The organism is Vannielia litorea, from assembly GCF_900142295.1.
GTDB classification, from domain to species: Bacteria; Pseudomonadota; Alphaproteobacteria; order Rhodobacterales; family Rhodobacteraceae; genus Vannielia; species Vannielia litorea.
The window spans coordinates 662,894-676,340 of record NZ_FSRL01000001.1; the positions used below are offsets into that span (position 1 = coordinate 662,894).

Annotated in this window: 14 protein-coding genes; 4 read left to right on the forward strand and 10 right to left on the reverse strand. The window is 69.5% G+C overall.

Annotated features, from left to right (window positions below):
- Position 1: 1 nt before the first annotated feature.
- The 5 genes from BUR94_RS03365 to fsa all read right to left on the reverse strand — a co-directional run bounded on the left by BUR94_RS03365 (position 2) and on the right by fsa (position 3,954).
- Complete coding sequence (locus BUR94_RS03365; protein WP_074254846.1) at positions 2-496, reverse strand: peptidase associated/transthyretin-like domain-containing protein; 495 nt, start codon at positions 494-496, stop codon at positions 2-4.
- A 92-nt stretch (positions 497-588) separates the two neighbouring features.
- The gene (locus BUR94_RS03370) at positions 589-1,287 is read right to left on the reverse strand and encodes a CDP-alcohol phosphatidyltransferase family protein (RefSeq protein WP_074257555.1); all 699 of its coding nucleotides are present in this window, start codon (positions 1,285-1,287) and stop codon (positions 589-591) included.
- 97 nt (positions 1,288-1,384) lie between these two features.
- Positions 1,385-2,317: a tyrosine recombinase XerC gene (locus tag BUR94_RS03375; RefSeq protein WP_074254847.1), complete on the reverse strand. Its 933-nt coding sequence runs from the start codon at positions 2,315-2,317 to the stop codon at positions 1,385-1,387.
- A complete protein-coding gene (locus BUR94_RS03380; protein ID WP_074257556.1) occupies positions 2,314-3,021 on the reverse strand; it encodes a DUF484 family protein in 708 nt (235 codons plus the stop codon). Before BUR94_RS03380 ends, BUR94_RS03375 begins: the two co-directional genes overlap by 4 nt.
- A gap of 279 nt (positions 3,022-3,300) precedes the next feature.
- Positions 3,301-3,954 (reverse strand): fructose-6-phosphate aldolase, encoded by a 654-nt coding sequence (gene fsa, locus BUR94_RS03385; protein WP_074254848.1) that lies wholly within the window; start codon positions 3,952-3,954, stop codon positions 3,301-3,303.
- Between the two features lie 84 nt (positions 3,955-4,038).
- Here fsa and BUR94_RS03390 point away from each other — a divergent pair, with 84 nt between their 5' ends.
- Positions 4,039-6,234 (forward strand): primosomal protein N', encoded by a 2,196-nt coding sequence (locus tag BUR94_RS03390; protein WP_245794357.1) that lies wholly within the window; start codon positions 4,039-4,041, stop codon positions 6,232-6,234.
- 308 nt (positions 6,235-6,542) lie between these two features.
- Here the strand turns inward: BUR94_RS03390 and BUR94_RS03395 are convergent, their stop codons facing one another.
- Positions 6,543-7,289 carry a YebC/PmpR family DNA-binding transcriptional regulator gene (locus BUR94_RS03395; protein WP_074254849.1) on the reverse strand — a complete coding sequence of 249 codons (747 nt, stop codon included), beginning with the start codon at positions 7,287-7,289 and terminating at the stop codon, positions 6,543-6,545.
- 142 nt (positions 7,290-7,431) lie between these two features.
- On the opposite strand from BUR94_RS03395, the gene BUR94_RS03400 reads away from it, so the two are divergent.
- A complete protein-coding gene (locus BUR94_RS03400) occupies positions 7,432-9,210 on the forward strand; it encodes an SLC13 family permease (protein ID WP_074254850.1) in 1,779 nt (592 codons plus the stop codon).
- A 25-nt stretch (positions 9,211-9,235) separates the two neighbouring features.
- Here BUR94_RS03400 and BUR94_RS03405 read toward each other — a convergent pair whose 3' ends face one another.
- The gene (locus BUR94_RS03405) at positions 9,236-10,114 is read right to left on the reverse strand and encodes a LysR family transcriptional regulator ArgP (protein ID WP_074254851.1); all 879 of its coding nucleotides are present in this window, start codon (positions 10,112-10,114) and stop codon (positions 9,236-9,238) included.
- 87 nt (positions 10,115-10,201) lie between these two features.
- Here BUR94_RS03405 and BUR94_RS03410 point away from each other — a divergent pair, with 87 nt between their 5' ends.
- Both BUR94_RS03410 and BUR94_RS03415 read left to right on the forward strand, forming a co-directional pair.
- On the forward strand, positions 10,202-10,807 hold the full coding sequence (locus BUR94_RS03410) for a LysE/ArgO family amino acid transporter (RefSeq protein ID WP_074254852.1): 606 nt from the start codon (positions 10,202-10,204) through the stop codon (positions 10,805-10,807).
- A gap of 42 nt (positions 10,808-10,849) precedes the next feature.
- On the forward strand, positions 10,850-11,770 hold the full coding sequence (locus BUR94_RS03415) for a DMT family transporter (RefSeq protein WP_074254853.1): 921 nt from the start codon (positions 10,850-10,852) through the stop codon (positions 11,768-11,770).
- Between the two features lie 22 nt (positions 11,771-11,792).
- On the opposite strand, the gene BUR94_RS03420 is transcribed toward BUR94_RS03415, so the two are convergent.
- The 3 genes from BUR94_RS03420 to BUR94_RS03430 are packed head-to-tail and all read right to left on the reverse strand — an operon-like array spanning position 11,793 to position 13,388.
- Entirely contained in the window at positions 11,793-12,461 is a 669-nt protein-coding gene (locus BUR94_RS03420; RefSeq protein WP_074254854.1) for an SDR family oxidoreductase, read from the reverse strand.
- Between the two features lies 1 nt (position 12,462).
- Positions 12,463-12,897 (reverse strand): DUF1178 family protein, encoded by a 435-nt coding sequence (locus tag BUR94_RS03425; protein WP_074254855.1) that lies wholly within the window; start codon positions 12,895-12,897, stop codon positions 12,463-12,465.
- Positions 12,898-12,929: 32 nt separating this feature from the next.
- On the reverse strand, positions 12,930-13,388 hold the full coding sequence (locus tag BUR94_RS03430) for an NUDIX hydrolase (protein WP_245794359.1): 459 nt from the start codon (positions 13,386-13,388) through the stop codon (positions 12,930-12,932).
- Positions 13,389-13,447 lie beyond the last annotated feature (59 nt).

The following is a 13,447-nucleotide window of genomic DNA, read 5'->3' on the forward strand; positions in this document are numbered from 1 at the left end:
GTCAGGCAGGGGCAAGGACGAAGTCGCCACGCACCGAGGTATCTGACGGGCTCGGCATGACGGGGCGCAGGAAGACCGTTTCGAAGGCACCGTCATCATAGGCGAGGTGGGCGTGAGGCTGGCCGAAGTTGGGCACGATCTGCTCCATCTCGAGGGCAAAGCTGCCATCGGCCCGGGTCAGGGTGGAGCCGTGGTTGCGCGGCTCGCGCTCGCCGCCCAGGGTGGTAGCGGCCCAGATCTGGATGCGCAGGCCCTCGAGCGGCTTGCCGTCACCGGCGCGGAGCACCTTGCCGTGGACGATGAAACCGTTGCCCAGCTTCTCCACCATCGGGGCACCGGGGCGATAATTGTTGGCGCCGCCGCGCATGGAGCGGGTCGGGGCAAAGCCTGCGGCGCGGGCCGGGGCGGTGGCCCCGAGCGGAAGCTGCGCCATCGCCACGGCGGCGAGGCTGGCGGAAGCGGCGGTCAGAAAGCTGCGGCGGGTCTGGAGGAGCATGGGCGGGGTCCGGCACGGCTGCGGTTGCCGCGATGGTAGCCTGAAACGCGCCGTGGCGCACCTGATCGGACGGCACGATTGCGTGAGGCGGTTCAGCCGGCGCGGCGCTCGGGGATGACCTGCTGGAGGATGCCGGCAAAGCTGATCCAGAGCGTGGTCAGCCCCAGTGACCACGACAGCCAGGGCTGCTGCTCGAAGCTCTGCCAGGCGGCGATGACGGCCAGCGCGACCCAGATCACAGAGACCGGCAGGGTGATTTTGCGCCAGCGCCTGGTCCGCGTCGGGTGGACGAACTTCAGCGGCAGGAACATGGCCGCCGCAAGCACCGCGCAGGTGACGACGATGATCCACGGCGCGGGGTGCATGGCCATCAACACCAGCACCGCGAGGTTCCAGCAGCCGGGAAATCCCCGGAAGGACTTGTCGGTGAGCTTCATCCGGGTGTCGGAGAAGTAGAGCACCGAGGAGAAGCAGATTCCGAGTGCGCAGAGCGCCCCCCAGGGCGAAGGCAGCAGCTCGGAGCCGTAGAGCGCGTAGGCGGGGATGAAGACGTAGGTCAGAAAGTCGATGATCAGATCGAGCAGCGCCCCGTCGATGATGGGGGCATGAATCGTAACGTTGTACTTGCGGGCCAGCGGCCCATCGATGCCGTCGACCGCGAAGGCCGCCAGCAGCCACAGAAACATGACCGGCCAGTCGCCCTGGACGGCCGCCAGCATCGCCAGCATCGCAAGCGCTGCCCCCGTGGCGGTGAAGAGGTGGACCCCGTAGGCCTTGAACCGATCCGACATGGGCCGAAGGGTTACCGGGCCGGGCAGGGCGCGGCAATCGAAATTCCGGTGCCGGTGCGGATTGGCCCTGCGGGCGTGGCCGATGGGTGGCGCGGGGTCACGCCCGCTTGCGCCCCATCGGGTGCGCGCGATCATAGACATCCATCAGCCGGGCGGTGTCGACCGCGGTATAGGCCTGTGTGGTCGAGAGCGAGGCGTGGCCGAGCAGCTCCTGGATCGTGCGCAGGTCGCCGCCCGCTTCCAGCAGGTGGGTGGCGAAGCTGTGGCGCAGGGCGTGGGGCGTGCAGGTGGCAGGCAGGCCGAGCTGCATCCGGGCGGCCTCGGTTACCTTGGCCACGGCGCGGCGCGAGAGCGGCTTGCCCCGCACCGAGCGGAAGAGCGGGCCGGCGGGCTCGAGCCGGTGCGGACAGTCGCGGCGGTAGTCCTCCACCGCCTGACGGGCGATGGGCAGCACCGGCACGATCCGCTCCTTGCCGCCCTTGCCGGTGATCCGCAGCACATCGGCCAGCGGTGCGTCGGCCCCGGTGAGCGCCAGCGCCTCGGAGATCCGCAGCCCGCAGCCGTAGAGCAGGGTGACCACGGCCACGTCGCGGGTGGCGACCCAGGGCTCGGGGTGCTGGAGCGAGACGGTTTGGATCAGGTCGCGGGCGGCGGCGCGCCCCACGGGGCGCGGGAGCTTGCGCTGGTACTTGGGCGCGCGCACCGAGAGCGGGGCGGACATCTCCATGCCCTCGCGCTCCGCGATCCAGCCAAGAAAGCCCTTCACGGCGGAGAGCATCCGCGCAAGCGACCGCGCGCCAACGCCGCCTGCGCGCTCATGGGCCATCCAAGCGCGCATGTCGGGCAGGGTGAGGCTGGCGAGCCCTGCGAGGCCGATGGCCTGGCCCTTGTGCTGTGGCAGGAAAGCCAGAAAGCCCGAAACATCGCGGCGGTAGGCCTCCAGCGTGTTCTCCGCCCGGCCATCGAGCGCCCGGAGCTGGGCGAGCCACAGCTCCAGCGCCTCGGTCAGCGCCGGAGAGGGGGCGATCATCCCAGGAAGCGCCGCATCTGGCGCTCGAACACCCCGGCGAAGAAGCCCAGCAGATCGGTGCCCTGGGAGGGGCGAAACTGGTGCGGATCCTCGGCGCCCATGACCAGGAGGCCGGGCAGCCGGCCCTCGCCGAAGTCGAGTTTCAGGCAGGCTTCGGAGTGGATGTTGGGTGCGGCGGCGCCATAGATCACCGAGAACTGCGGCCGGGTCTGGCGCAGGGTGACCGGGCGCACCGGCTTGTCGCGGCCCATGGTGAGGTAGTCGTTCACGAAGCCCGGAGGGGCGACATGCAGCACCTCGCCGAGCTTCTTGACGGCGGGATCCTCGCCCTCCTGAACGCTCTCGAGCACCAGCTTCAGGCAGTCGACGCGGAGGATATGGGCGACCTCGTTGCCGAGGTTCTTCAGGAATTCCTCGAAGTCACCGGGCTCCAGCATGCTGAGCACCGCGCGATGCACCTGGTTGGTGCCGGCGAGGTTTTCATAGGCGGCGGCGATGACGGAGCGGTGGGTATCCTCCAGCCGGTCGAGCCGGGCTTCGAGCCGCTCCATCGCGATGCCGCGCAGGTCGACGATATTGCCGCCCAGCGACCTTTCGTTGGCCGCGATCAGCGCGTGCATGATGTCGCGATCCTCAAGGATCATGTCTGGTTCGGAAATGATCATGGACCGCAGCCCGATCAGCTGCTCCGCCGCTTCGCTCATGTCTGCCTCTTTCTCCGACATGGGCGGATCATACCCCATGCGTGGTTTTTGTTGCGCCTTTTGTTTCAAACCGGGGTGCGGGCGGGCAAGGAATTTGTGGCGGGCGGCGGGGCTGGAGCGACGAGGGTGGCGCTTGAGTCACAGGGACGGCGTGGCGGCGCTGCCCACGAAGCCGAAGAAGAATCGCCGTGGAAAAATGGGGAAGATCGGGGCGGTTCCGGGTGAACCGTGGTGGATCCCCGGGCAGATTCGTGCTGCCCGAGGCCCTGCCTGACAGCGTCAGAGGATCTTGATGCCGGCCTTGGCGGCGTCTTGCACGAACTGGTCGAGGCCCTTGTCGGTCAGAACGTGGTTGGCCATCTGCTTGATCACGCCGGGAGGGGCGGTGGCCACATCGGCGCCGATCAGGGCGGCGTCCTTCATGTGGTTCACCGAACGGATCGAGGCCGCGAGGATCTCGGTGGAGAAGCCATAGTTGTCGTAGATGGTGCGGATGTCCTGGATCAGGTCCATCCCGTCGAGGTTGAGGTCGTCGAGCCGGCCGATGAAGGGGGAGATGAAGGTGGCCCCGGCCTTGGCCGCGAGCAGCGCCTGGTTGGCGGAGAAGCAGAGCGTGACGTTGACCATGGTGCCCTGCTCGGAGAGCGCCTTGCAGGTCTTCAGCCCGGCCCAGGTGAGCGGTACCTTCACCGCGATGTTCTCGGCGATGCCGGCGAGCTTCTTGCCCTCTTCGAGCATGGTTTCGGCGTCGGTCGCCACCACCTCGGCGGAGACCGGGCCGTCGACCATGGCGCAGATCTCCTTGGTGACCTCGAGGATGTCGCGGCCCGATTTCAGGATCAGCGATGGGTTGGTGGTGACCCCGTCGACCATGCCGAGGTCGTTCAGCTCGGCGATGGCGTCGATCTCGGCGGTATCTACGAAGAATTTCATGGGCGGCCTCCTCGGGCGGGACTTGCGGTTGCGCCTCTCATACCGCAGGACAGGGGGCACTGAAACCCGGATATTGGGGCGATTGTGAGCGCTAACGGCATCTTTCAGGCGGGCGAGGCGGTCGCGGTGCTGACGACTCAGCCGCTGGGGGGCACGCTGGACTATGCCGCGCCCGAGGGCGGCGTGGCGGAGGGCGCCTTCGTGGTGGTGCCGCTCGGGCCGCGCCGGGTGATGGGTGTGGTCTGGGGGCCTGGGGAGGGCGGGTTCGACCGGTCCAGGCTGCGGCGCGTGGCGGAGGTGCTCGACGTGGCGCCGATGGGTGCGGGGATGCGGGAGTTCCTGACCCGCGCCGGGGCCTACACGCTCACCGACATGCACCAGATGCTGCGCATGGCGACCCGGGCGCCCGGGCTCACCACGCCGCCGGGGCTGCGCAAGGTTTACCGGCCCGGCGCGGGCGAGGTGGACCGGATGACCCCGGCGCGGGAGCGGGTGCTGGGGGTGCTGGAGGAGCATGGCGGGCTGTCCTTCACCCTGGGCGAGCTGGCGGAGATTGCCGGGGTCTCGACCGGGGTGGTGAAGGGATTGGTGAAGCTGGGCGCGGTGAGCGAAGAGCTTGCGCCGCGCGACGTGCCCTACCCGGCGCTGGACCCGGGATATGGCGGCAAGGCGCTGAACGAGGAGCAGGCGGTGGCGGCTGCGGCGCTGCGGGCAGGCGTGGCCTCGCGGGACTACGGCACCACGCTGCTCAAGGGGGTGACGGGCTCGGGCAAGACCGAGGTTTACCTGGAGGCGGTGGCGGAGTGCCTGGCGCAGGGGCGGCAGGCGCTGGTGCTGCTGCCGGAGATCGCGCTGACGCAGGAGTTTCTGGCCCGGGTCGAGGCACGCTTCGGGGCGCGGCCGGCGGAATGGCACCACGGGGTGACGGTCACCGAGCGGCGGCGGTGCTGGAAGATGGTGGGCGAGGGCGGGGCGCAGTTGGTGGTGGGCGCGCGCTCGGCGCTGTTCCTGCCGTTCCGCGAACTGGGGCTCATCGTGATCGACGAGGAGCATGACGGCTCCTACAAGCAGGAGGACGGCGTCACTTATTCGGCGCGCGACATGGGGGTGCTGCGGGCGAGCATCGAGGGCGCGCAGGTGGTGCTGGCCTCGGCCACGCCCTCGCTGGAGAGCTGGGCCAACGCCGAGGCGGGCAAATACGCGCGGGTGGAGCTGGCCTCGCGGTTCGGCGCCGCCGTGCTGCCCCAGATGCGCGCGATCGACATGCGGACGGAGGGGTTGCCCGGCGACAGGTGGGTGTCTCCGACCCTGCAGGGCCTGGTGCGCGACCGGATGGAGAAGGGAGAACAGGCGCTGCTCTTCCTCAACCGGCGAGGCTATGCGCCGGTGACGATCTGCCGGGCCTGCGGGCACCAGGTGGCCTGTCCGGACTGCGATGCGCGGATGGTCGAGCACCGGTTCCTGCGCCGCCTGATGTGCCACCAGTGCGGCCACACCGAGCCCGTGCCCGAGACCTGCCCGAGCTGCGACGTGGAGGGCAAGCTGGCCCCGGTGGGGCCGGGGGTGGAGCGGCTGGCGGAGGAGGTGACGGCGCTGTTTCCGCAGGCGCGGGTGGCGGTGCTGTCGTCGGACCTGTTCGGCTCTGCGCGGGCGTTGAAGGTGGCGGTGGAGGGCATCGCCGCAGGGGCGGCGGATATCGTGATCGGCACGCAGATGGTGGCCAAGGGGCACAACTTTCCGCTGCTGACGCTGGTGGGGGTGATCGACGCCGACCTCGGGCTGCAGGGCAGCGACCTGCGGGCGGCGGAAAAGACCTTTCAGCTGATGCGGCAAGTGGCGGGGCGGGCCGGGCGCGCCGAGGCGCCGGGGCTGGCGGTCTTGCAGAGCTACCAGCCGGAGCACCCGGTGATCCGCGCGATCCTGAGCGGCGAGGAAGAGGCCTTCTGGCGGGCCGAAGCGGAGGAGCGCAAGGCCGCAGGCGTGCCGCCCTATGGCCGGCTGGTGGGGATCGTGCTGAGCTCGCCGGAGTTGGAGGACGTGAACGCGCTGGGCATGGCCATGGCGCGGCGGGCGGAGCCGCTCAGGGCGATCGGGGCGCAGGTCTTCGGGCCTGCGCCTGCGCCGATCGCCCGGATCCGGGGGCGGCACCGGGTGCGGCTGCTGGTGAAGGCCGGGAAGGCGGCGCCGGTGCAGGGGGCGGTGACGGCCTGGCTGGCGCAGTTCGACTGGCCCGCGCGGGTGCGGGTGCAGGTGGACGTGGATCCGTTGAGCTTTTTCTGAGGCGAGTCGGTGCAGGCCACGATCCGGGCTCGCTGCACCCGCGTGCCCTGCCTCGGCGGGGTCGGGACCGGAGAGGTCGGGCCGGTGACGGTTTCACACCCCCACACCCTCGTGGGATATTTGCAGGACCAATGAGGAAAAGACGTCCTGCTCCTCATTGGTCCTAGAAATATCCCCGCCGGACGCACTGCATCTCCTTGGACGGGGCCTCCGCCGCGAAGGTGCCGCATGAGAAAAGGGCGCGGACCGTGGAGTCCGCGCCCATACCAGGCAGGTCGTGCGCCGGAAGGCGCTCATCTGGAGTCCGGTCAGGCGGAGAGCTGTTCCATCACCTCGTCGGAGACCTCGAAGTTGGTCGTGACCCGCTGCACGTCGTCGTCGTCCTCGAGCACCTCGATGAGGCGCATCAGCTTCTGCATGCCTTCGAGGTCCAGTTCGGTGGTGGTGGTGGGACGCCAGACCAGCTTGGCGGTCTCGCTCTCGCCCAGCTCGGCCTCGAGCGCGGTGCTGACCTCGTTGAGATCGGTGTCGGCGCACCAGATGACGTGGCCCTCGTCGGTCACCTCGGCATCCTCGGCGCCGGCCTCGATGGCGGCCATCATCACCGTGTCCTCGTCACCGGCGGAGAGCGGGTAGGTGACCTGGCCCTTGCGGTCGAACATGAAGCTGACCGAGCCGGTCTCGCCCAGGTTGCCGCCGTGCTTGCCGAAGGTGCTGCGCACGGTCGAGGCGGTGCGGTTGAGGTTGTCGGTCATCGCCTCGACGATCACCGCTACGCCGCCGGGGCCGTAGCCCTCGTAGCGGATCTCCTTGAAGTCGTCGCCGCCCGCCGCCTGGGACTTGTCGATCGCGCGCTGGATCACGTCCTTCGGGACCGATTGCGACTTGGCTTCCTTCACCGCCAGCCGGAGCCGGGGGTTCTTGTCGGGGTCGGGGTCGCCCATCTTGGCCGCCACGGTGATTTCCTTGGCGAGCTTGGAGAAGAGCTTGGAGCGCAGCGCATCCTGACGGCCCTTGCGGTGCTGGATGTTCGCCCATTTTGAGTGGCCGGCCATGGGGGCCTCCGTGACTGTCGGTTTGGTGTACTGGCGGGCTATATAGGGCAGAGGCGCAGGGTGGGGCAAGCGGGCGCGGCGGGTTTCCTTGGGCGCGCGCTGCGGCCATGCTGGCCGGGATGGAACAGGGGAGCAGGGCAAGGTGACATCGGAGCAGATCACGCTATTCGCGCTCTTCGGAGCGGTCTTCGGGCTGCTGCTCTGGGGGCGGTTCCGCTACGACCTGGTGGCCTTTGCCGCGCTGATGGCGGGCGTGGTGCTGGGAGTGGTGCCCTCGGAGCGGGCCTTCGAGGGCTTCGGGCATCCGGCGACGCTGGTGGTGGCGCTGGTGCTGGTGGTCTCGGCGGGGCTGGTGAACTCGGGCGCGGTGCTGCTCATCACCCGCACGCTGGTCAGCTCGTCGCGGCGGCTCGGCGGGCACATCGCCTTGATGGGGGGCGTGGGCGGCGTGCTTTCGGCCTTCATGAACAACGTGGCGGCGCTGGCGCTGCTGATGCCGGTCGATATCCAGACCGCCCGGAAGGCCGGGCGGTCGCCCGGGCTGAGCCTGATGCCGCTCAGCTTTGCCACCATCCTCGGCGGCATGGCCACGCTGATCGGAACGCCGCCCAATATCATCATCGCCGCGATCCGAGGAGACGCGCTGGGCGAGCCGTTCAGGATGTTCGACTTTGCCCCGGTGGGCGGGCTGACGGCGCTGGTGGGGCTGGCCTTTGTTGCGCTGGGCGGCTGGCGGCTGATTCCCTCCACGGGCGACGGCGCAGGCGCGGTGTCGGCCAGCGAGATGAAGAACTACATCGCCGAGCTGACCGTGCCGGAGGGGGCGAAGTTTGTCGGGCGCCGGGTGCGCGATGTGGAGGAGCTGGCGGCCAAGGCCGACGTGGGCGTGCTGGGGCTCGTGCGCGGTGGCAAGCGGCTCTACGGGGCGCAGCGGCTCACCCGGATCGAGCCCGAGGATGCGCTCGTGCTGGAGGCCGTGCCGGATGCGCTGGACGAGTTCCGCGCCTCTCATGCGCTGGTTTTCTCGGATGAGAAGCGCCGCGAGCTGCTGGCCGACGCGGGCGCGGGGCTGGGGCTGATCGAGGTGGTGGTGCCGGAGGATGCGCGGATCGCAGGGCGCTCGGCCCATGGCATCGGGCTGAGCTGGCGCCAGCGGACCATCCTGATGGGCATCTCGCGGCAGGGCAAACGGATCACCTCCCAGGTGCGCAAGGAAATCGTGAAGCCGGGCGACATCCTGCTGCTGCTGGCACCCAACGACCGGGTGGTGGAGGTGACCGACTGGATCGGCGCGCTGCCGCTGGCAGACCGGGGCCTGGCGGTGACGCAGGACAGCAAGACATGGCTCGCCATCGGGCTCTTTGCCGCTGCCGTGGCCGCGGCCTCCCTTGGGCTGATCTACCTGCCGGTGGCCTTGGGGATCGTGGTGGTGGGCTACGTGCTGACGAGGATTCTCACCCTGACGGAGCTATACGACCACATCGAGTGGCCGGTGGTGGTGCTGCTCGGCTCGATGATCCCGCTCGGCGCGGCGCTGGAGGCCTCGGGCGGCACCGAGCTGATCGCCGGGGCGCTGGTGCGGATGACGCAGGGATGGCCGGCCTGGGCGATCCTGACCGCGCTCATGGTGGTGACGATGACGCTCTCAGACGTGCTCAACAACACCGCCACGGCGATCGTGGCCGCGCCCATCGGCATCCAGATGGCCACCACGCTGGGGGTTTCGCCCGACCCGTTCCTGATGGCCGTCGCGGTGGCGGCCTCCTCGGCCTTTCTCACCCCGATCGGGCACAAGAACAACACGCTGATCCTCGGGCCGGGGGGCTACTCCTTTGGCGACTACTGGCGGATGGGATTGCCGCTGGAGGTGCTGGTGGTTGCCGTGTCGATCCCGTTGATCCTGGTGTTCTGGCCGCTGTAAGGGGGGGCGCCCGCCCTGCACCGGTTCAGCATGCCGCAGCGAGATGGCGGGCGGCGGCGCGCCTGACCGACCGGGTGAGATCCGCGAGCGCGGGCGCGGCGAGGCGGGAGACCAGCCAGTAGAGCGGCCGGTCGAGGGTGAGGCCGGGTTTCAGCTCGACAAGGCGGCCCGAGGCGAGGTGCGGCGCGGCGAGTGTCGCCGGGTTCAGGCCCCAACCCAGGCCGGCGAGGGCGGCGTCTATGAAGGCCGATGTGGCGGGCAGCCTGTGCTGGGGCGGGGCGGGCTGGGCCCCGGTGGCGGCCTCCATCCACTGGGCCTGCAAGCGATCCTTGGTCGAGAAGTTCAGACAGGGCGCGCGGGCAAGGGCCTCTGCCGTGGCACCCTGGGGAAAGTGGCGCGCGGCGAAGGCGGGCGCGCAGGTGGCGTGGTAGCGGAGCGTTCCGAGGGCATGAACGTCGCAGCCCTGCACCGGGCCGGGCTGCGCCGAGATGGCGGCCAGCACCTCGCCGCGCCGCAACCAGTCGGCGGAATGGCCCTCGTCATCCACCACGAGATCGAAGCTGAGGCCCTCCACCCCGGCCATGGCCTCGATGAACCAGGTGGCGAGGCTGTCGGCATTGACCGCGAGGCGGAGGGTGGCGGGGGCGGCGGGTTGGCCGAGGTCGGCGGCAAGCGCGCGGGCGAGCAGGCCCAGCTCCTCGGCGTGGCGGTAGAGGCGCGCGCCGGTTTCGGTGGCCTCGCAGGGCGTGGTGCGGCGGATCAGGGGCGTGCCCATCCGCTCCTCCAGCTTGCGGATCCGCTGGGAAATGGCGGGGGGCGTGACGTTCAGCGCCGCGGCGGCGCCCTCGAAGCTGCCGGTCCGCAGCACGGCGTGAAGAGCGAGCAGGGCGGGATCGGTGAACATTAGCAATTCTTATGCAAGATCATTGTGTTTCACTAGGCTTATTCGGGCCGGCCCGCTACCAGCATCGCAACGCAAGGAGACAGAGACATGTGGGATGCTGCCATCGCGGGGTTTTCGCTGAGCCTCGGCCTGATTCTGGCGATCGGGGCCCAGAACGCCTTCGTGCTGCGGCAGGGGTTGAAGCGGGCCCATGTGTTCGAGGTGGCGCTGACCTGTGCCCTCTCCGATGCGGTGTTGATCGCCGCGGGCGTGGCGGGTTTTGCCACCCTGGCCGACATCATGCCCGGCCTGCTGCCGTGGTTTCGCTGGGGCGGTGCCGTGTTTCTGGTCGCCTACGGGGCGCGGAGCTTCTGGGCGGCTTGGCGCGGTGGCGAGGCCCTCGAGAGCGCAGGAAACGGCGGGCCCTCGCTGCTGGCGACCCTGGCCACCTGCCTGGCGCTGACCTGGCTCAACCCGCATGTCTATCTCGACACGGTGGCGCTGCTGGGCTCGATCTCCACGCGCTACGCCCCCCATGAGGTCGCCTTCGGGGCCGGGGCGACGCTGGCCTCCTTCACCTTCTTCTTCACCCTTGCCTACGGCGCGCGGCTGCTGGCCCCGGTCTTTGCCCGGCCCGCGGCCTGGCGGGTGCTCGACCTGGGGATCGGCGTGGTGATGTGGATCATCGCGGCGGGGCTGGTGGCGGGGGGCTGAAGCCCGGTTGACCTTTATCCGTGCCTCGCGCACATAGTTCACATGGCAACGGTCTCCCCAACGGATGTGGCCCCGAGCCGCCCGGTGGCGGGCGTGCTCTGGATGGTGCTCACCGGCATCCTCTTTGTCTTCGTCACCGCGTCGGTCAAGTTCACCGGTGGTCGGGTGCCCGCCCCGCAGGCGGCCTTTCTGCGCTATGCCCTCGGGCTCGTCTTCATCCTGCCGATGATCCCGGCGATCCGGGCCGACAGGCTGGGGCTGCGCGAGATGAAGATCTTTGCCGCACGGGGCGCGGGGCACACGGTGGGGGTGATGCTCTGGTTCTACGGCATGAGCACGATCACCATCGCGGAGGTCACGGCGCTGAACTACATGTCCCCGGTCTACGTGACGCTGGGCGCGGTGTTCTTTCTGGGCGAGACCATGGCGCTGCGACGGATCCTCGCGGTGCTGGCGGCGCTGGGAGGCGCGCTCATCATCCTGAGGCCGGGCATGCGCGAGCTTGAACCGGGGCACTGGGCCATGGTGGGGGCGGCGCTCTGCCTCGCGGCGAGTTACCTGATCGCCAAGCAGGTCTCGGGCCGGGTGAGCGCGGCGACGCTGGTGGCGATGCTCTCGGTCACCGTCTCCGTCGGGCTCGCGCCCTTTGCCTGGGCGGTCTGGGTGCCGGTGAGCTGGCACGACCTCGGCATCCTCTTCCTGACGGCGGCCTTTGCCACGGGCGCCCATTACGCGATGGGCGTGGCCTTCAAATGCGCGCCGGTCACGGTGACCCAGCCGGTGACCTTCCTGCAGCTCATCTGGGCCGTGCTGCTGGGCTACTTCGTCTTCGACGAAGGGATCGACGCCTGGGTGCTGGTGGGCGGCACGGCGATCATCGCCGCGATCAGCTTCATCACCTGGCGCGAGGCGGTGGTGAGCCGCCGGCAGGTGACGCCGGTCTCTGGCGAGACGAAGTTTTGAGCCAGGCGGCGGGCCGACCGGGCTAGAAGGCGTGTTCGCGGCCGTCCCAGGTGAGGAACTTGCCGGTGGTGCTCAGGGTCAGCGCCTCGATCCGCGCGGCAAGGCCCTCGGCGGCCTCCTCCACCCCGATCTCCGCCGCGCTGCCGCCCATGTCGGTGCGCACCCAGCCGGGGTGATAAATTCCCACGGCGATGCCCTCGTGCTTCAGGTCGGCGGCAAGGTTGCGCCCGAGGTTCAGCAGGGCCGCCTTGGAGGCGCGGTAGATGTAGCTGCCGCCGGGCGCGCGGGTGTCGGAGGCCATCTGGCTGGAGATCAGCGCGATCCGCGGAGCTGTGGCGGCCCGCAGGTTGGGCAGCAGGGCCTGAACAGCAAGGAAGGCTGCGGTGACGTTCACCGCGAAACTCTCGGCCCACATCTCCGGCGGGAAGCCGGTGGCGAGGTTCTGGCCCTTGTCGGGGTAGATGCCGGCGTTGCAGACCAGCCGCTCCAACGGGGCGCCCTCCAGGTGGTCGGGCAGGGCGGCGATGGCGGCGGGGTCGGTCATCTCGACCTGGGCCCATGCCAGACCATCGACCTCGGGCGCGGCGTCACGGCAGGTGCCGATCACGGGGCCGTGGGCGGTGAGGCGGCGGGCCAGCTCAAGCCCGATGCCGCGGCTCGCGCCGGTGACGAGTGCGGCAACCCGTGCCATGTCAGTTGGTCTTGCGGGGGGCGGCGAAGGGCAGGGGCATGACGGGGATGCCGTCTTCGAGCAGGGCCTTGGCATCCTTCAGGCGGGCTTCGCCATGCACCGACCGGTGCGGCTCGTCGCCCTCGTGGATGGCACGGGCGACCCGCGCAAACTCGCCGCCGACATACTCGCTTTCGCGCTCGACCTTGGCGCGCAACTCGGCCAGGGCCTTCTCCTGCGGGGTGGAGGCGGTGCTGAGGGGGCGGGCGGATGGCGCGGCGGGTTCGGGCGTGCCGCTGCCGATGCGCGGTGCCATGACCGACTTCTCGACCTCTGCGATGCCGCAGAGCGCACAGCTCAGGTGCCCCGCCCGCGCGAGTGCGTCATAGGCATCTGCGTCGGCAAACCAGCTCTCGAAGCGGTGGCCGTCGCGGCATTGGAGGCTGTACTTTATCATTGCCCTTTATCTAGCGGTGCCGACATGAAAATTCAATTACTGGCGGCGGATACGCCGGGCAGGAACTCGGGTGTGAAGGCGGCCAGAATGGCGCGCAGCTCGGGCTCCGCCACCTTCTCCGCGGCCTTGGCCAGGGAGAACCACTTGCGCTTGCGTTGCTTCCGCTCGGGGTAGTTCTTGTGCAGCTCGGTGACATCGAGGGGGAAGACGGCGACAAGGCAGGGCAGGCCCCTGCGCGGCCCCGAAACCTTGATGTAATGGTAGACGCCGAGACAGCGCGGAACGGGGTTTCCGGTCGCGCCGGCCTCTTCCCAGGCCTCGCGGGCGGCGGCCTGGGCGCCGGAGCGCCCGTCCATCGGCCAGCCCTTGGGAATGATCCAGCGCTTGCGGGTGCGCGAGGTGATGAGCAGGACCTGGGTCTCTCCCTCCACAACCCGGTAGCACAGCGCCCCGAACTGGGTGCGCAGGCCGCGCTTGTTGCGGCCGATCATGCGAACCGGGATATGAAGAGGTTTCAGATGGCTCATCCTTCGAGTCGCTTTGGCGTCAT